General features: G+C 66.9%; 16 protein-coding genes. 8 read left to right on the top strand and 8 right to left on the bottom strand.

The genetic code is table 11. The features are described 5' to 3' along the window. The first annotated feature begins 7 nt into the window (after positions 1 to 7). Genes Q7C30_RS09840 through Q7C30_RS09850 form a run of 3 tightly spaced genes read left to right on the top strand, consistent with a single transcriptional unit; the run spans position 8 to position 3677 of the window. Positions 8 to 1822: an ATP-binding protein gene (locus tag Q7C30_RS09840; protein ID WP_039581367.1), complete on the top strand. Its 1815-nt coding sequence runs from the start codon at positions 8 to 10 to the stop codon at positions 1820 to 1822. After that, positions 1819 to 3225, top strand: coding sequence for a sigma-54 dependent transcriptional regulator (locus Q7C30_RS09845; protein WP_317871390.1), 1407 nt, complete (start codon positions 1819 to 1821; stop codon positions 3223 to 3225). The genes Q7C30_RS09840 and Q7C30_RS09845 overlap by 4 nt, the downstream gene beginning before the upstream one ends. Next, positions 3222 to 3677 carry a YiiD C-terminal domain-containing protein gene (locus Q7C30_RS09850; protein WP_317871391.1) on the top strand — a complete coding sequence of 152 codons (456 nt, stop codon included), beginning with the start codon at positions 3222 to 3224 and terminating at the stop codon, positions 3675 to 3677. Before Q7C30_RS09845 ends, Q7C30_RS09850 begins: the two co-directional genes overlap by 4 nt. Before the next feature lie 22 nt (positions 3678 to 3699). On the opposite strand, the gene cysQ is transcribed toward Q7C30_RS09850, so the two are convergent. Together cysQ and nudE are read right to left on the bottom strand one after the other, a co-directional pair. Continuing rightward, positions 3700 to 4527 (bottom strand): 3'(2'),5'-bisphosphate nucleotidase CysQ, encoded by an 828-nt coding sequence (gene cysQ / locus Q7C30_RS09855; protein WP_317871392.1) that lies wholly within the window; start codon positions 4525 to 4527, stop codon positions 3700 to 3702. After that, positions 4524 to 5090: an ADP compounds hydrolase NudE gene (gene nudE, locus Q7C30_RS09860; RefSeq protein ID WP_029612833.1), complete on the bottom strand. Its 567-nt coding sequence runs from the start codon at positions 5088 to 5090 to the stop codon at positions 4524 to 4526. The genes cysQ and nudE overlap by 4 nt, the downstream gene beginning before the upstream one ends. 65 nt (positions 5091 to 5155) lie before the next feature. On the opposite strand from nudE, the gene yrfG reads away from it, so the two are divergent. Beyond that, a complete protein-coding gene (gene yrfG / locus Q7C30_RS09865) occupies positions 5156 to 5818 on the top strand; it encodes a GMP/IMP nucleotidase (RefSeq protein WP_039581377.1) in 663 nt (220 codons plus the stop codon). A 43-nt stretch (positions 5819 to 5861) separates the two neighbouring features. On the opposite strand, the gene lysM is transcribed toward yrfG, so the two are convergent. Continuing rightward, positions 5862 to 6302, bottom strand: a complete 441-nt coding sequence (gene lysM, locus Q7C30_RS09870) for a peptidoglycan-binding protein LysM (RefSeq protein ID WP_317871393.1) — start codon at positions 6300 to 6302, stop codon at positions 5862 to 5864. Between the two features lie 178 nt (positions 6303 to 6480). On the opposite strand from lysM, the gene fdhD reads away from it, so the two are divergent. Together fdhD and Q7C30_RS09880 are read left to right on the top strand one after the other, a co-directional pair. Then, complete coding sequence (fdhD, locus tag Q7C30_RS09875) at positions 6481 to 7311, top strand: formate dehydrogenase accessory sulfurtransferase FdhD (protein ID WP_317871394.1); 831 nt, start codon at positions 6481 to 6483, stop codon at positions 7309 to 7311. 4 nt (positions 7312 to 7315) lie between these two features. Further along, positions 7316 to 9670 carry an FdhF/YdeP family oxidoreductase gene (locus Q7C30_RS09880; RefSeq protein WP_317871395.1) on the top strand — a complete coding sequence of 785 codons (2355 nt, stop codon included), beginning with the start codon at positions 7316 to 7318 and terminating at the stop codon, positions 9668 to 9670. A 57-nt stretch (positions 9671 to 9727) separates the two neighbouring features. Here Q7C30_RS09880 and Q7C30_RS09885 read toward each other — a convergent pair whose 3' ends face one another. The 5 genes from Q7C30_RS09885 to Q7C30_RS09905 are packed head-to-tail and all read right to left on the bottom strand — an operon-like array spanning position 9728 to position 16170. Further along, positions 9728 to 10975 (bottom strand): FAD-dependent oxidoreductase, encoded by a 1248-nt coding sequence (locus tag Q7C30_RS09885; protein WP_317871396.1) that lies wholly within the window; start codon positions 10973 to 10975, stop codon positions 9728 to 9730. A gap of 2 nt (positions 10976 to 10977) precedes the next feature. Next, positions 10978 to 12555, bottom strand: coding sequence for an aldehyde dehydrogenase (NADP(+)) (locus tag Q7C30_RS09890; RefSeq protein WP_317871397.1), 1578 nt, complete (start codon positions 12553 to 12555; stop codon positions 10978 to 10980). 59 nt (positions 12556 to 12614) lie between these two features. Next, on the bottom strand, positions 12615 to 13562 hold the full coding sequence (locus tag Q7C30_RS09895; RefSeq protein ID WP_116889674.1) for a dihydrodipicolinate synthase family protein: 948 nt from the start codon (positions 13560 to 13562) through the stop codon (positions 12615 to 12617). Between the two features lie 43 nt (positions 13563 to 13605). Then, on the bottom strand, positions 13606 to 14532 hold the full coding sequence (locus Q7C30_RS09900) for a 4-hydroxyproline epimerase (RefSeq protein ID WP_317871398.1): 927 nt from the start codon (positions 14530 to 14532) through the stop codon (positions 13606 to 13608). Between the two features lie 21 nt (positions 14533 to 14553). Further along, positions 14554 to 16170: an APC family permease gene (locus Q7C30_RS09905; RefSeq protein WP_317871399.1), complete on the bottom strand. Its 1617-nt coding sequence runs from the start codon at positions 16168 to 16170 to the stop codon at positions 14554 to 14556. 300 nt (positions 16171 to 16470) lie between these two features. On the opposite strand from Q7C30_RS09905, the gene Q7C30_RS09910 reads away from it, so the two are divergent. Then, on the top strand, positions 16471 to 17274 hold the full coding sequence (locus Q7C30_RS09910) for an AraC family transcriptional regulator (RefSeq protein WP_317871400.1): 804 nt from the start codon (positions 16471 to 16473) through the stop codon (positions 17272 to 17274). 166 nt (positions 17275 to 17440) lie between these two features. Further along, positions 17441 to 17911 carry a YMGG-like glycine zipper-containing protein gene (locus Q7C30_RS09915; RefSeq protein ID WP_039581397.1) on the top strand — a complete coding sequence of 157 codons (471 nt, stop codon included), beginning with the start codon at positions 17441 to 17443 and terminating at the stop codon, positions 17909 to 17911. Positions 17912 to 17984 lie beyond the last annotated feature (73 nt).

Genomic DNA, 17984 nt, shown 5'->3' on the forward strand with positions numbered 1-17984 from the left:
CTTGGCGATGCTCTCGATTCAGACCCCTTCCCGACGCCCTCGCTGGCGCAGCCTGGCACTGCTGGCGCTGTGCCTGGCCCCGTTGCTATGGCCTTTGCACCACCTGGCCGAACGTTACTACCAGGACCAGTTGGCCTCGCAGAATCGCCAGACCCTCGACCTCTACGTCGCCAACCTGCTCGGCACCCTGCACCGCTACGAAACCTTGCCGCAGATCCTCGGCGACCTGCCGGCCCTGCGTGGGGTGCTAGCGGACCCGTTCCGCCTGGAGGCGGTGACCAACGCCAATCGCCTGCTGCGCGAAATCACCCAACAGACCGGCGCCGAGGTGATGTACCTGATGGACGTCAGCGGCAACACCCTGGCCGCCTCCAACTGGGACAAGCGTGACAGCTTCGTCGGTCGCAACTTCGCCTTCCGGCCGTATTTCATCGAAGCGATGCAGGGCCGGCTGGGGCGCTTCTTCGGCCAGGGCACCACTTCGGCCAAGCGCGGCTACTTCTTCGCCGCCGCCGTGCGCGACGGTGAGCGGGTGGTGGGCGTGCTGGTGGTCAAGGTGGACCTGGACCACACCGAGACCCTGTGGGGGCGCACGCCGGAACAACTGCTGCTGACCGACCAGAACGGTGTGGTGGTGCTCACCTCGCGCCCCGAATGGCGGTTCCGCGCCACCCGCGCGCTGACCGAGCAGGAGCGCACGGCGATGATCGCCATCCAGCCGTATCCGACCCAGGCACCGCAGCCTCTGCACCTGGAGCCCGACGCCTGGCTGACCCAGACCCGCGACATCCAGGAAACCGGCTGGCAGGTGAGCATTCTGGCGCCGCGCATGCTGGTCGATCGCTCGGTGCAGACGGTCATGGCCATCGGCGCCGCCGCCCTGCTGGTGACCATGCTCCTGGCCGGGCTGGTGATGCAGCGCCGGCGTCACTACATGGACCGCATCGAGCTGGAAGCGCGTGGCCGCCAGGAACTGGAAAATCGCGTGGTGGCGCGCACCGCCGACCTGGAATGGCTCAACACGCGCTTGAAGAACGAGGTGCTGGAACGCGAGCAGGCGCAGCAGGAGCTGGTGCGCGCCCAGGACGAACTGGTCCAGGCCGGCAAGCTGTCGGTGCTCGGCACCATGTCGGCGAGCATCAGCCACGAGCTCAACCAGCCGCTGGCGGCCATTCGCAGCTATGCCGAGAATGCCGAGGTGCTGCTCGATCACCAGCGCACCGAGGACGCCCGTGGCAACCTCAAGCTGATCGGCGAGCTGACCGGGCGCATGGCCTCGATCATCGCGCACCTGCGCGCCTTCGCCCGCCGCGACCGCCATGCGCCGGAAAGCGTGGCCCTGCAACCGGCGCTGGACGATGCCCTGGCGCTGCTGGCCAAGCGTCGCCGGGCGATGGCGGTGGAATTGACCCGCGACCTGCCCGACGCGACCTTGTGGGTGCAGGCCGGTGAGACCCGCCTGCGCCAGGTGCTCGGCAACCTGCTGGCCAACGCCCTGGACGCCCTCACCGAAAAAGCCAATCCGCGACGCTTGTGGCTCAGTGCCGAACAGCGCGATGGCAACGTCTACCTGTACATCCGCGACAACGGCCCAGGCTTCAGTCGCCAAGCCCTGGAACACGCCAAGGAGCCGTTCTTCACCACCAAGACCCGGACCCAGGGCCTGGGCCTGGGCCTGGCGATCTGCGAAAGCCTGATGCGCGCCCTGGGCGGCGAGCTGCTACTGGGCAACCACCCGGAAGGCGGCGCCCTGCTGACCCTGCAACTGCGCGTTGCGCCGCCGGGCGCCAACCTGCAACCCTCGGAGGATTCCTCGGCATGACCGAGCCACTGATCGACAGCCAAATCCAGGTCATCCTGGTCGATGACGATCCGCACCTGCGCCAGGCCCTGAGCCAGACCCTGGACCTGGCCGGCCTCAAGGTCGCCGCCCTGGCCGATGCCCAGGGCCTGGCCGCGCGCCTGCAGCCTGACTGGCCCGGCGTGGTGGTCAGCGATATTCGCATGCCGGGCATCGATGGCCTGCAACTGCTCGAACAACTGCACGGGCTCGATGCCGAACTGCCGGTGCTGCTGATCACCGGCCACGGCGACGTGCCGCTGGCGGTCCAGGCGATGCGCGCCGGCGCCTACGATTTCCTGGAAAAGCCGTTCGCCAGCGATGCCCTGCTCGACAGCGTGCGCCGCGCCCTGGCCCTGCGCCGCCTGGTGCTGGACAACCGCAGCCTGCGCCTAGCCCTGAGCGACCGCCAGCAACTGTCGACCCGGCTGGTCGGCCACTCGGCGCAAATGCAGCGCCTGCGCGAGCAGATCGGCGCCCTGGCCGGCACCCGCGCCGACGTGCTGATCCTCGGCGAGACCGGCGCCGGCAAGGAAGTGGTGGCACGCGCCCTGCACGACCTGTCGAGCCGTCGCGACGGCCCGTTCGTGGCCATCAACGCCGGGGCCCTGGCCGAATCGGTGGTCGAAAGCGAGCTGTTCGGCCATGAGCCTGGTGCGTTTACCGGCGCGCAGAAACGGCGCATCGGCAAATTCGAGTTCGCCAACGGCGGCACCTTGTTCCTCGACGAGATCGAGAGCATGAGCCTGGATGTGCAGGTCAAGCTGCTGCGCCTGCTGCAAGAGCGCGTGGTCGAGCGCCTGGGCGGCAACCAGTTGATCCCGCTGGATATCCGCGTGATCGCCGCGACCAAGGAGGACTTGCGCCAGTCCGCCGATCAGGGGCGCTTCCGCGCCGACCTGTACTACCGCCTGAACGTCGCGCCGCTGCGCATTCCGGCACTGCGCGAGCGCGGCGACGACATCCTGGTGCTGTTCCAGCATTTCGCCGATGCCGCCAGCCAGCGCCACGGCCTGGCGCCGCACACCCTGCAACCGGCGCAACGCGCGTTGCTGCTGCGCCACGAGTGGCCGGGGAATGTGCGCGAACTGCAGAACGCCGCCGAGCGCTTCGCCCTGGGCCTGGAGCTGGCCCTGGACGAGCAGGCCAGCGCTGCCAGCCCCAGCGCCGAACCTCAGCGTAGCGGCACGCTGAGCGAGCAGGTCGAGCAGTTCGAGCGCTCGCTCATCGCCGCCGAGCTGAGCCAGCCGCACAGCTCCATGCGCAGCCTGGCCGAGGCCCTGGGCATTCCACGCAAGACCCTGCACGACAAGCTGCGCAAACATGGCCTGAGCTTCGCCGACGGCAGCGGCGGCCATGACGACCACGAGGAAACGCGCCCATGAGCCGCGACAGCCAGTACCTGCAACAGATCTTGCACCACGATATTCCGCTGACCGCCGAGATGGGCCTGCAGGTGCTCGACTGGCAGGCGCAGCGTCTGCGCTTGGCGCTGCCGTTGGCACCCAACGTCAACCACAAGAGCACCATGTTCGGCGGCAGTCTCTACTGCGCGGCGGTGCTGGCGGGTTGGGGCTGGCTGCACCTGCGCTTGCGCGAGCTGGGCATCGACGATGGGCATATCGTCATTCAGGAAGGGCAGATCAGTTATCCGTTACCGGTCACCGGCACCGCCGTGGCCTGCTGCGAGGCGCCGCCGGACAAGGACTGGCAACGTTTCCTGGCGCTGTATCAGCGGCGCGGCCGGGCGCGGCTGACGTTGCAGACCACGGTCGCCAACCCGGGCAGCGAAGCAGCCGCTGTGGTGTTCAGCGGCCAATATGTGCTCCATCGCTAGGCTCTGTCTGGAGCAGGTTGCATCACGGCGTGAGGATCGACCCCAGCAGCGCGTCGCGCCACTCGGCGTCACTGGGCAGCGCCAGGAAGAAGGGATTGAGCAATGACTCGCGCGGCGGGTAGCGGAACGGCTGACCCGCCAGATCGATGACCTCGCCGCCGGCCCCTTCGAGCACGCCCTGCGCCGCTGCCGTGTCCCACTGCGAGGTCGGCGCCAGGCGGGGGTAGAAGTCCGCCAGACCCTCGGCGAGCAGGCAAAACTTCAACGAGCTGCCGATGTTCGCCAACGCCAGCTCGCCGACCGACGCGCCCAGCGAGGCCAGCAGCGCCTCCTGTTCGGGGCTGGTGTGGCGACGGCTGGCGACCACGGTGAAACGCGCGTCGGCCGGTGCTGCGGTGCGCACCCGAATCGCCCGGGTCAGTCCGCCCGCCGTGAGATGCCAGGCGCCCAGGTCGCGCCCGCCGAAGTAGCAGCGGCCATTGGTCGGCGTCGCCACCACACCGAACATCACCTCGCCTTTGTCCACCAGGGCGATGTTGACGGTGAACTCCTCGCTGCCGGCGATGAATTCCTTGGTGCCATCCAGCGGATCGACCAGCCACCAGCGCGTCCAGCCTTCGCGCACGGCCAGGGCGATGTCGCAGTCTTCCTCGGACAGCACCGGGATGTGCGGCGCCAGCGCGTGCAGGCCATCGGCGATGATGCGGTGCGCGGCCAGGTCAGCGGCGGTGACCGGCGAATCGTCGGCCTTGTTGCTGACCGCGACGTCGGTACGCCAGAACGGCAGGATCGCCTCGCCCGCGCGTTGGGCCAGGGTCACCGCTTCGTGCATCAGTTGCAGATCGTTCATGCGCTCAGCAGCCCCCGTTGGATCAGCAGGTCGCGGGTCAGGTACAGCGCCGCCAGGGCGCGCCCCTCGCTGAACTGCGGATGGGTGGCCAGGGCCGAGAGTTCGCGCAGGTTGACCTTGTCCACGCGCATTGGCTCGGGCTCGTCGCCCTCCAGACGTTCCTCGTACAGGTCGCTGGCCAGCACCACCTGGATTTTCTGACTCATGTAGCCAGGCGACAGCGACAGTTCGGTGAGGTGTTCCAACTGACGCGCACCGAAACCCGCCTCTTCCTTGAGCTCGCGGTTGGCGGCGGCCAGCACGTCCTCGCCCGGCTCGATCAGGCCCTTGGGCAACGACAGCTCGTACTCGTCGGTGCCGCCGCAGTACTCCTCGATCAACAGCGCATGCTCGGCATCGATCAGCGCCACGATCATCACTGCACCATAGCCGTTGCCGCGACCGACCAGGCGCTCGTAGGTGCGCTCGTTGCCGTTGGAGAAACGCAACTGCACGGCTTCGACCCGGAACAGACGGCTGCTGGCGACGATCTCGCGACTGAGGACAGTGGGTTTCTGGCGCATGGGTGCGGCTCCTTGGCATGAACGGGTTACTATACCGTGGCTTGCCGACCTGACGAGAGTTTCCCATGCCTGTTCTGCCCTGGTCCGCCATCGACACCGTCCTGCTGGACATGGACGGCACCCTGCTCGACCTGCACTACGACAATCGCTTCTGGCTCGACCACCTGCCCCAGCGCTACGCCGAGTTGCACGGCGTGAGCCGGGCCATGGCCGAACTGGAACTGCGCCCGCTGTTCGAGCAGCATGCGGGCACGCTGAATTGGTATTGCCTGGATTTCTGGAGCCGCGAATTGCGCCTGCCGATCCGTGAGCTCAAGCGCGAAATCGCCGACCTGATCGCCCTGCGCCCGGACGCCGACACCTTCCTGGCCGCGCTGCGCCAGGCCGGCAAGCGCGTGGTGATGATCACCAATGCCCACCGCGACTCGCTGTCGCTCAAGCTCGAACGCATCGAGCTGGCGCCCTACTTCGAGCGGATGATCAGCTCCCACGACTACGGCTACCCGAAAGAGAGCCCGCAGTTCTGGGACGCCCTGCGCGCCGACATCGACTTCGAGCCAGCGCGCAGCCTGTTCATCGACGACACCTTGTCGATCCTGCGCAGCGCAGGTCGGTTCGGCGTCGGCCATCTGCTGGCCGTGCGCCAGCCCGACAGCCGCGCAGCAGAGCGCGATACGCAGGAATTCGCTGCAGTCGAGGATTATCGGGCGTTGTTACAGGGCCTGTGACGGACGCTTCGCGGGCGACCCCGCGAAGACCACCGCGCGCGGCTCAGTCGGGAATGCGCAGCACCTGCCCTGGATAGATCTTGTTCGGGTCCGACAGCATCGGCTTGTTGGCCTCGAAGATCTTCTGGTACTTGTTGGCGTCGCCATACACCCGCTTGGAGATGGCACTGAGCGTATCGCCCTTCTCCACCGTGACGAACCGCGCCGCCTTGTCGGCCGCACCGCTGACGGTGATCTGGTCCTCCACCGAGGCCACACCTTCGATGTTGCCCGCCGCCAGGATGATCTTCTCCTTCTCTTCCTGGCTCGCCACTTCGCCCTTGAGAATGACTTTGTCGCCCTCGACCGAGGCCGTGATGTTCGGATTGCCCAGCCCCACGTTTTGCACATGCTTCTTCAACTGTTCCTCGGCATTGGCATTGCCAGGGGTCAGCAGATCGATCAACTTCTCGCCGGCTTCCTTGACGAATCTGAACAGGCTCATGACGTGCTCCTTATGTAGATGAGTGCTCGGAACGGTTCAGTCTAGGCGAGGAATTCCCTGGGCGCCTGCTGCGACCAATCGACGCGGCCTATCACGGTATAGAACCTAACGATTAGACGCCGCACAGCCACTGGCACTAGGCTTGTATGCGTATACCAGCCGCCGGTGATCCGTCCCGATGAACAGCAAGCCTCCGGTCTGCGCGGCCTCAACACCCCTGTCCTTGCCCGCCGCCAGCAACACCTACGATTATGTCCAGTTGTCCGACCAGACGGGCGAGCGTACGCCGCTGGCCGAAGAAGTCGCCCTGGCCATCGTCTACAACGGACTGAACCAGGCGGTGATGCTGGTCAGCCCGACCGACCTGGAAGACTTCGCCGTCGGCTTCAGCATCGGCAGCGGCATCGTCGCCAACCTCGAAGACATCTACGACGTCAAGCTCTCCGGCAGCGGCTCGGCGTTGTACGCCGATGTCGAAATCTCCAGCCGCGCGTTCTGGAACCTCAAGGACCAGCGCCGCCAGTTGGCCGGCACCAGCGGTTGCGGCCTGTGTGGCGTCGAAGCCCTGGAGCAGGCCTTGCCAGCGCTGCAACACCTGCCCGGCGCGCCGCTGCCGCCGGTGCAGTGGCTGGACGATCTGCGCCGACGCATCGACGCCTTCCAACCGCTCGGCCAGCACTGTGGCGCGGTGCATGCCGCGCTGTTCATGGACCGCAACGGTGAACTGCTGCTGGGCCGTGAAGACATTGGTCGACACAACGCCCTGGACAAGTTGATCGGCGCCCTGCTGCGCCAACGCATCGACACCCAGGGCGGCCTGGCCATCGTCACCAGCCGCTGCAGCCTGGAATTGATCCAGAAAGTCCTGCGCGCCGGCATCCAGACCCTGGTCAGTCTTTCTGCGCCCACAGGCCTTGCCCTGCAGTGGGCGCGCCAGCACAACCTCAACCTCATCCATCTGCCCAAACACAGCGCACCGCGGGTGTTCAGCCCCGCGGCGGAGTCGTAAAGCCGTGACCTCCTACGAGAAAGTTCCAGACAACGCCCCTGCTTCCAGCCCTCGCTACAAGCCCTACCACGGCGCCGCCGGTGGCTGGGGCGCGTTGCGCAGCGTGGCCAAGGCCTGGGTCGGCAGCGACAACGCGCTGAAGAACATTCGCGCCCTGCTCAAGACCAACCAGCATGGTGGCTTCGACTGCCCCGGCTGCGCCTGGGGCGATTCGCCGGAAAGCGGCATGGTCAAGTTCTGCGAGAACGGCGCCAAGGCGGTCAACTGGGAAGCGACCAAGCGCCGCGTGGACGCCGCCTTCTTCGCCCGCTACAGCGTCAGCGCACTGCTCGAGCAGAGCGACTACTGGCTGGAATACCAGGGCCGACTGACCGAGCCGATGGTCTACGAGCCAGCCAGCGACCGTTACCGGCCAATCGACTGGGACGCCGCCTTCGCGCTGATCGCCGAACACCTCAAGGCGCTGGAATCGCCGGATCAGGCCGAGTTCTACACCTCCGGGCGCGCCAGCAACGAGGCCGCCTACCTGTACCAGTTGTTCGTGCGCGCCTACGGCACCAACAACTTCCCCGACTGCTCGAACATGTGCCATGAGGCCAGCGGCGTGGCCTTGGGCCAGAGCGTCGGCGTGGGCAAGGGCACCGTCACCTACGACGATTTCGAGCATGCCGACGCGATTTTCGTGCTCGGCCAGAACCCCGGCACCAACCACCCGCGCATGCTCGATCCGCTGCGTGATGCGGTCAAGCGCGGCGCCCAGGTGGTCTGCGTCAACCCGCTCAAGGAGCGTGGCCTGGAGCGCTTCCAGCACCCGCAGCACCCGCTGGAAATGCTGCTCAACAGCGACCGCCCGACCAACACCGCGTTCTTCCGCCCGGCCCTGGGTGGTGACATGGCGCTGCTGCGCGGCATGGCCAAGTTCCTCCTGCAATGGGAACGCGAGGCCCAGACCAAGGGCGAGCCAGCGATCTTCGACCACGCCTTCATCGCCGAGCATGGCCAGGGCGTGGACGAGTACCTGGCCGTGGTCGAGGCCACGCCGTGGGCGCAGATCGTCGAGCAGTCGGGCCTGACGCTTGACGATATCGAGCTGTCAGCGCGTATGTACTGCAAGGGCAAGCGCGTGATCATGTGCTGGGCCATGGGTATCACCCAGCACCGCCACTCGGTGCCGACCATCCAGGAAATCGTCAACCTGATGCTGCTGCGCGGCAACATCGGCAAGCCTGGCGCTGGCCTGTGCCCGGTGCGTGGCCACAGCAACGTGCAGGGCGACCGCACCATGGGCATCAACGAGCGCCCACCGGTGGCCCTGCTCGATGCCATCGAGCGGCGCTTCAACTTCCCGGTCCCGCGCAGCAACGGCCACAACACGGTCGAGGCGATCCACGCCATGCTCGAAGGTCGGGCCAAGGTGTTCATCGGCCTTGGCGGCAACTTCGCCCAGGCGACGCCCGACACCGAGCGCACCGCCCAGGCGCTGCGCAACTGCGCACTGACCGTGCACATCAGCACCAAGCTCAACCGCAGCCACCTGATCCACGGCCAGCAGGCGCTGATCCTGCCATGCCTGGGGCGCACCGACATCGACATGCAAGGCGAAGGCCCACAAGCGGTGACGGTGGAAGACTCGTTCAGCATGGTTCACCCCTCCAACGGCCAGTTGCGCCCCCTGTCGCGGCAGATGCGTTCCGAGCCTGCGGTGATCGCCGGCATCGCCGCCGCCACGCTGGGCAGCCATCCGGTGGACTGGAACTGGATGGTGGCCGACTACGACCGCATCCGCGACCTGATCGCCGACACCATTCCCGGCTTCACCGATTTCAACCAGCGCCTGCACCAGCCGGGTGGTTTCTACCTGGGCAACAGCGCCGGCGAACGGCAGTGGAAGACCACCACCGGACGCGCCAACTTCAGGGCCAACCTGCTGCCGGACAGCCTGCTCGACGAGCGCGTACGCGCCAGCGGCCAACTGCCGGACCTGATCCTGCAATCGATGCGCTCGCACGATCAGTACAACACCACCATCTATGGCCTGGACGACCGTTATCGCGGCGTGCGCGGCCAGCGCGAGGTGCTGTTCGCCAACGAGGCCGACATCATTCGCCTGGGCTTCAAACCGGGGCAGAAGGTCGACATCGTGTCGCTGTGGGGCGATGAGCACGTGCGCCGTGTGCACGGTTTCACCCTGCTGGCCTTCGATATTCCGGCAGGCCAGGCGGCGGCTTACTACCCTGAGGTGAACCCGCTGGTGCCGCTGGAGAGCATCGGCGACGGCAGCCACACGCCGACGTCCAAGTTCATCGCCATCCGGCTGGAAGCCGCACGCGAAAACGGCCAGATCATTCGCGTGGCCTGACCTGCGCGCTATCGACTGCGGCCACGCTGTCCTCCTGGGTCGCGCGGCCGCGTCGTTTCAGAAGCGATTCAGCCGATAGGCTGCCATTTCCGGGCCAGCGGCTTCATCGGCCAGACGGCCCACCCACTCGGCCGTCAGCGCGGCCTGGGTCAAGCCCAGGTGCTGGTGCCCGAAGGCCAGTAACACGCGGCCCGCGCCTACTCGGTCGATCACCGGCAGCGAATCGGGCAGCGAGGGCCGCATGCCCATCCACGGAGTCGCCCCTTCGGCAGACAACTCACGCTGGAACAGGCCTTGGCTCAACCGATGCAACTGCCAGGCGCGGGGCAGGTTGGGCGGCGCCTGCAGCCCGGCGAATTCCACCGTGCCCGCCAGCCGCAGCCCACCCTCCATGGGCGTCATGATGAAGCGGCGCTCCCAGGACGTGACCGCCACGGGCAAGCGCTGCCGCTCGTTCGGCAACATCAGGTGATAACCGCGTTCGGTGTCCAACGGCACCCGCTGGCCGGTCAATGCCTGCGTCAGGTGGGCCGAATGGGCACCGCAGCAGATCAGTACCTGTCGGGCCGCAATCCTGCCGTGGTCGCCGCTCAACTGGACCTGCTCGGCGTGCACCTGTCCACCTTGGACCTCGGCCTGGACGAAGCGCACGCCGTGGGCCTGGGCCGCGTCGAACAGCGCACGCAGCAACCGATACGGATCGACGAAATGTCCGGTGTTGGGGAAGAACAAGCCACCGAGCAGCCTGTCGCTCAACTGCGGCGCCGTCTCGTGCAAGCGCTCGGCCGACCACAGGTCCACCGGTACGCCCTGCGCCTGCATGCGGGTGCGCAGGGCGACCAGGGGTTGCAGCGACTCGGGCCGCTCGTACACCAGCAACGAGCCGTCGCCCTGGAACAGCGCGCCCTGCCCGATCGAGGCCAGCAATCGCTGCCACGCCGACAGACTGCCTTCGTTGAGCCGACGCAGGCCGGCCACCGTGCGCTGGTAGGGTGCCGGACGCAGGTTGAGCAACAGCCGGGCGAACCACGGCAGGGCCTTGGGCAGGTATTTCCAGTCCAGGCGCAGCGGACCCATCGGGTCCAGCAGCATGCCCGGCAGGCGCTTGCAGATCGACCAGTCGGCGATGGGGAACACCTGCTCGCTGGCCAGGTGCCCGGCGTTGCCATACGAGGCCCCCATGCCCGGTGGCTGACGATCGATCAACATCACCCGGCGACCCTGGCGGGCCAGTTGCAGGGCGCAAGCGACCCCGACGATGCCTGCCCCCACCACCGCGATATCGGTATCCAGCGGCTGATTCATGCTCACGCTTCCCGTCTGCCGTCGAGCAGGCGCCTCAGCCTCAGTGGATTGCCCTGCTGCAACGCCTGGGGGAGCAAGGCGTCGGGCACATCCTGGTAGCACACCGGGCGCAGGAAGCGCAGGATCGCGGCGCTGCCCACCGAGCTGGTGCGGGCATCGGAGGTGGCCGGGAACGGCCCGCCATGGACCATGGCATCGCAGACTTCCACGCCGGTCGGCCAGCCGTTGACCAGAATCCGCCCGGCCTTGCGCTCCAGCACCGGCAACAGGCGGCGGGCACTGTCGATATCGGCCGCGTCCAGATGCAGCGTGGCGGTCAACTGCCCTTCCAGCCGCTCGGCCACTTGATGCACTTGCCGATCGTCACGGCACACCACCAGCAACGACGCCGCGCCGAATACCTCGTGCGCGAGCCCAGGGTCGGCCAGAAACGCGTCGGCCTGGGTGACGTGAAGCTGGGCCTGGCCCTGAGTCGGTCCCTCCACGGCCAGCCCACTGGCGACGTCCTGCACTTGGGGATGGGCGCGCAACCGGCCAACGCCGGTCTCATAGGCCTGGTGGATAGCCGGGGTCAGCATGGTCTGCGCTGCGACTTGGCGTAGTTGCGCACTGGCCGCGTCGATGAAGCGCTGCACGTCGGGGCCTTGGCGGGCGATGACCAGGCCGGGGTTGGTGCAGAACTGTCCGGCGCCTTGGGTCACGGAGGCGACGAAACCCTGTGCCAGCGCGTCGGTCCGTGCGCCTAATGCCGCCTCGAACAGGAACACCGGATTGATCGAACTCATCTCGGCGTACACCGGGATAGGCTCCGAACGCGCCTGGGCCGCCCGGCACAGGGCGATGCCCGCGGTGCGCGAGCCGGTGAAACCGACCGCCTTGATGCGCGGGTCGCTGACCAGCGCGATGCCCACCTCATGCCCCGCGCCATAGAGCAGCGAAAAGGTGCCCTCCGGCAGCCCGCAATCGCTCACCGCGTGCGCCAGCGCACGGCCCACCAGCTCGCTGGTGCCTGGATGGGCGCCATGGGCCTTGACCACCACCGGGCACCCGGCAGCCAAGGCCGAGGCGGTGTCGCCACCGGCGACCGAGAAGGCCAGGGGGAAGTTGCTGGCGCCGAACACTGCCACCGGACCGAGTGCCACCTGGCGCTGGCGCAGGTCCGGACGCGGCAACGGTTGGCGCTCGGGCAGCGCCGGATCGATCCGCACGTCCAGCCATTCGCCGGCGCGTACCACACGGGCGAACAGGCGCAGTTGCTGGCAGGTGCGCCCGCGCTCACCCTGGATGCGCGCCTTGGGCAGGCCGGTTTCGGCGACGGCGCGTTCGACCAGCTCATCGCCCAGCGCTTCGAGGCCATTGGCGATGGCGTCGAGAAACAGCGCCCGTTGCTCGAGCGTGGTTTCCCGATAGGTGTCGAACGCAGCCTCGGCCAGCGCGCAGGCCTGGGCCACCTGCTCGCGGCTGGCGCCGGGATAGGCCGGCTCCAGAGGTTGGGCCGTGGCTGGGTTGATGGCGTGAACGGCAGCGCCGACGCCGGATGTCGAGGTCTGGCCGAGTAGCAGGTTACCGGTGAGCCTCATGGCGTCTCCTGAACATTCAATGAAGGGGAAAACGGGCCGCGAGGCAGCCCAGGGTGGGCTCAGGCGAGGTTCTGCTCGGCCGACCAGTTGGCGTACCAGGTGCGGAACAGCGCGTACTGCTGTTCGGCGTAGTGACGCTGGGCGACGCTCAGTTCATCGCTTTCGTTGAAGTGCAGGCTGTACTCGCGGTCGCCGTTGAGCACCATCAGGTGCTTGTAATACAGCACCAGGTCGCAGCCCTCGTCGAACGACGAAAGCACGGCCAGCGCCGACTCCAGTTCACGGGCCTGGCGACGGGCACGGGCGTCGCCCTTGGCGGCTGCACGGCTGAGACTGACCAACTGCAGCACTTCGCGAGGCAAGGCATTGCCGATACCGGTAATGGCACCCGTGGCGTTGCAGTTGACGAAGCCATGCACCACCTGAGTGTCGACACCGACCATCAGCGTCACCTGGTCATCCTGGGACGTGATGTGTTCGGCGGCATAACGCAGGTCGGCACCGCCGCCGAACTCCTTGAAGCCGATCAGGTTGGGGAACGCGCGGCGCAGTTCGAAGAACAGCTCGGCGCGGGTGGCGAAGCCGTAGTAAGGACTGTTGTAGATCACCGCCGGCAGCGCCGGTGCAGCCGCCAGAATGGCCGAGAAGTGATGTTTCTGGGCGGTCGGCGAGGCGCCGCGGCTCAGCACCCGGGGAATGACCATCAGGCCAGCGGCGCCGACCTTCGCCGCGTGGGCAGCATGGGAAACCGCCTCGCGGGTGTTCACCGCGCCGGTGCCGACGATGGTGGGAATACCCGCGGCCACCAGGCGCGCCACCCCTTCCTGGCGTTCGGCTTCGGTCAGCAGCGGCCAGTCGCCCATGGAGCCGCAGTAGACCACGGCGCTCATGCCCGCCTCGATCAGCGCCTGGCCCTTGCGCACCAGGGCGTCGAAGTCGGGTGTACGGTCGGCAGTGCAGGGGGTCATCAGCGCGGGCATGGTGCCGCTGAAAATGTTGTCGGTCATTGTGATTGCTCCTGAGGCTGTTCAGTGGGAGAAAAAACCGGGGTCAGATGCCCCAGGCGAACGGGTCGTGCTCGTCGATCAGCAGGGTGCTGTCGGCGGTGAGGTAGGCGCGGCCGGTGATGAACGGGCGAATACCCTCGCCATGCGGCTCGTAGCGGCCGTGGAACTGGCTGCCGGTGATGCTGGCCTGGGTCCAGACCTGGCCGGGCTGCAGCTTGCCGTCCGCCGCCAGGCAGGCCAGCTTGGCGCTGGTGCCGGTGCCGCAGGGCGAGCGGTCGTAGGCCTTGCCGGGGCACATCACGAAGTTGCGGCTGTCGGCATGGGGGTCGTCGGCGAACAGCTCGACATGGTCGATGGGCGCGCCCTGCTCGCCGGTGATGCCCTGCGCCTGCAGCGCTTCGAGCATCGTCCAGGTGTAGGCGGTCAACGCCTCGCGGTTGTCCAGTGCCAGACGCTGACCATGCTCGGAGACCAGGAAGAACCAGTTGCCGCCCCAGGCGACGTCGCCGTGCACCACGCCATGCCCCGGCACCGTCACCGCCACCTGGCGGCGATAACGGTAGGACGGCACGTTGCCGACGGTGATGGCACCGTCCTCGTGCAAGGTGGCGCTGACCTGGCCGACCGGCGTGTCGATCCTGTGCAGACCTGTGCCAATCAGGCCCAGGTACTGCAACGAGGCGATCAGGCCGATGGTGCCGTGGCCGCACATGTTCAGGTAGCCGGTGTTGTTGAAGAAGATCACCCCGCAGGTGGCGTCAGGCGATACCGGCGGGCAGTACAGCGCGCCGACCAGCACGTCGTTGCCGCGCGGTTCGAGCAGGCAGGCGCGGCGCCAGTGATCGTGCCGTTCGCGCAACTCGTCGCGCTGCTCGGCCAGGCTGCGCCCGTGCAAGGCGGGAAAGCCTTGCATGACCAGGCGGGTCGGTTCGCCGCCGGTGTGGGAATCGATGACGTGGAGTCGTTTCATGGGCAAGGTCCGTGGCGAAGGTCAGGAGAACGCAGCGGTGGCCGGCGGGCCGGTGACGGTGTCGGCAGCGCTTTCGCTTTCGTCATCGCCCTCCAGGCGCACCAGGGCGGCCGGCACGCCGGTGGCGGCGCCCCAGTAGTAGATCCCCAGCGCACAGACAGCGACGACGACGGTGTCCAGCGGGTGGCCGAGCACACCCAGGCCGCCGAAGCTGCCCAGCCACGACAGCAGCAAGGTGATCGCGTAGAAGCCAATCAGCCAGGCCGAGGCGCGCACCTGCTGAGCCAGCGACAGGTGCTCGGTGGGGACGAAACGGCGGCACAGCAGGTACAGCACGAACATCGCGATCTGCAGCGTCAGCAGCCAGGACACCGTGCTCCAGCCGGACCAGTAGACGATCAGCGCCGCGATGATGAATGACAGCGGGCCGAGCACCGCCATGCCCTTGACCCGGAACGGGCGTGGCATCTGCGGGGCGCTGCGACGCAGCGCGGCCACGCTCACCGGTGCCACGGCATAGCTGAGCACCAGCGCCGCCGAGACCACGTTGATCAGCGCTTCCCACGACGGGAAAGGCAGGGTCCAGAACACCGACAGCGCGAAGGTCAGCCACAGGGCCGGACGCGGGATGCCGGACTGTGCGTCGATGCGGGTGAAGTAGCGGAAGAAGGTGCCGGTCTGCGCCCAGCCGTAGATCACCCGGGGCGTGGCGTTCATGTAGATGTTGCCGCAGCCGCTGGGCGAGATCACTGCGTCGGCGACCACCAGGTAGGCCAGCCAACCTACGCCCAGGGCCAGGGCGATGTCGCGGTACGGCAGCGCCAGTTCGCGGGTGATCCCAGCCCAGCCGTTGGTCAGCATCTCGGTCGGTACGCTGCCTAGGAAGGCCAATTGCAGCAGGGCATAGATGGCCGTGGACAGCAGCACCGACAGAATCAGGGCGATGGGGATGGTGCGCTGGGGATTCTTCACTTCGCTGGCCACCGAGATGATCGGGGTCAGGCCCAAGTAAGCGAAGATGATGCCGCCGGCCGACACCGCCATTTCCACACCGGAGAGGCCGAACGGCGCGAATCCCTGGACCTGGAAGTTGGCGGGCTTGAAGAAGGTGAACAGCACGCCGATGACCAGCAGCGGCACGATGAACTTGAACACGCTGATCAGGTTGTTGGCTTTGGCGAAGGTTTTCACGCTGCGGTAATTGAGCCAGAAGAACAGCGCGAGCAAGGCGAACTGCACCAGCCAGCCCAACACGGTGGGATCGCTGGAAGCGGTCTTGGTCAATCCCGGGAACCAGGCAGCGGCGTACTGGCGTGAGGCGACCACTTCGATGGCGATCAAGCTGGAGAAGGCGATCAGGGTGATGAAGCCCATCAGGTAACCCAGCAGCGGCCCATGGGAGTACACCGGATAACGCACCACGCCGCCCGCCCGTGGCAGGGCGGCGCCCAGCTCGCAATAGACGATGCCCAACAGCAGCACGGCGAAACCACCCAGCAGCCAGGAGAAAATTCCGGCTGGGCCGGCGATGGCCGAGACATGGCTGGCAGCGAACAGCCAGCCGGAGCCGAAAATCGCGCCGAGGCCGATGAACGTGAGGTCCAGCAGGGATAACTGTTTCTTGAATTTGCCTGACATGGTTGCGCCTTGTTGTTGGTTATTGGATAGGCAGGTCTGATGTCACCCGAGGCGGCTAGGCGCCGCGATCGTGCTGAACGCAGGGCGGCGTTGCGCAGTAACAGAGTGAACCGAGCGCGGGCTGGCTTCTTGATGGTTTTCGGCAGATGCGATGACGATATCGGCACAGTCGGCTGAAACGCTGGCGTGCCAGGGCGGGCCACGGCTAGGCTGTCGATCGCACCTCGACAGGTCTGCGTGCTTCAGGCGAATGCCCGAGCAGGCCGGATGCGACCCTTTTCTTCAACCAAGAATCGACCGATGAACGATCTGCCACTGGCCACCCTGTACCAGTCTCTCGAGCAGTCCCGCCCGGCCACCTTGGAGTCCTTGCTGGCGGGCGTGTCGCTGCTGCTGCCGATCCTCGACGCCATCCCCAACGCGGCGATCTTCATCAAGGATCCGGCAGCACGCTATGTGCTGGCCAACAGCACCTTGGTGCAGCGTTGCGGCTTGAAGCGCCTGCAGCCACTGCTGGGCAAGACCAGCGCCGAGGTGTTCCCGGCGCAGTTGGGACCGGGCTATACCGAGCAGGACCGGCGGGTGTTGCAGGAGGGTCGGGTGCTGGAGGACCAGTTGGAGCTGCACCTGTACGGCAGCCGCGAGCCGGGCTGGTGCCTGACCCACAAGCGCCCGCTCTACAATCATCTGGACGAGATCATCGGCCTGGTGGGCATTTCGGTCGACCTGCAGGCCGCCGCCGACCGCCACCCCGCCTATCGACGCCTGGCGGCGGTGGACGAGCATATCCGCAGGCACTTCCATCAGCCGATCAGCCTGCGCGAGCTGACCCGCATCGCCGGGATCTCCGTGGCCCAACTGGAGCGCTACTGCAAACGGGTGTTCCACCTGACACCGCGGCAGATGATCCACAAGGCGCGATTGGAGCAGGCGCATCGGCTGTTGCTGAGCGACAGGCCGATCACCGAGGTGGCGATGGCGTGCGGCTACACCGATCACAGCGCCTTCAGTCGTCAGTTCAAGCAACTGACCGGCTTCACCCCACGCCAGTATCGTCAGGCCACCTCGCGCAGCGCAGACGACGCAGTGCCGAATCGGTGCTGAACGAGGCACGCGAAGTAATCTAGGACTGCCGAAAAAGCACAAAGTTTCATACGCAAATCAACAACTTAGAAGATTGTGTACAACTCGTGCCAATCGTCGGATTTCCGTTGCCAGCCCCCGCTTCGAGCGGCAAATTCCGCCTCGTCATCCCTATGAGGCTCTGTTGATGAAGAAGTACTCCTCGATTCTGTTGTTGTCTCTCGGCCTGCTCAGCGGCGCTGCCATGGCCGGCGGCACCACCGAAGCCGGCGTTGGCGGCGCATTGGGCGGGGTACTCGGCTCGGTTGTCGGCCAGTCCATCGGCGGCAACACCGGCTCGGCCATTGGTGCGGGCTTGGGTGGTGCAGCGGGCAGCGCCGTCGGCGCCGACAAACGCCAGCGCGGTGAAGCGGCCATTGGCGGCGCACTGGGCGCAGCGGGCGGTAACGTGGTGGGTCGCCAGTTGGGCGGCAGCACCGGCAGCCTGGTGGGCGCAGCGGCCGGCGGCGGCGCCGGTGGCGCGTTGGGCAACTACATGGGCAATCGCGCCGACCAGGACGACCGCCGCTACCGCCGCGACGACCGTCGCCACTGGGACCACGGCCCTCGTGATCGCCACTACGGCCACCGCAAGCACGGGCGCCACGGTCGGCACTGATACTCGCCACGCCCTACGCCTGACACCTAAGGCCTCGCCCTCACCCGGCGAGGTCTTTGCGTTTGGGCAAATG

The organism is Pseudomonas sp. RAC1 (genome assembly GCF_030658255.1).
In the GTDB taxonomy this organism is placed as follows: domain Bacteria; phylum Pseudomonadota; class Gammaproteobacteria; order Pseudomonadales; family Pseudomonadaceae; genus Aquipseudomonas; species Aquipseudomonas boreofloridensis.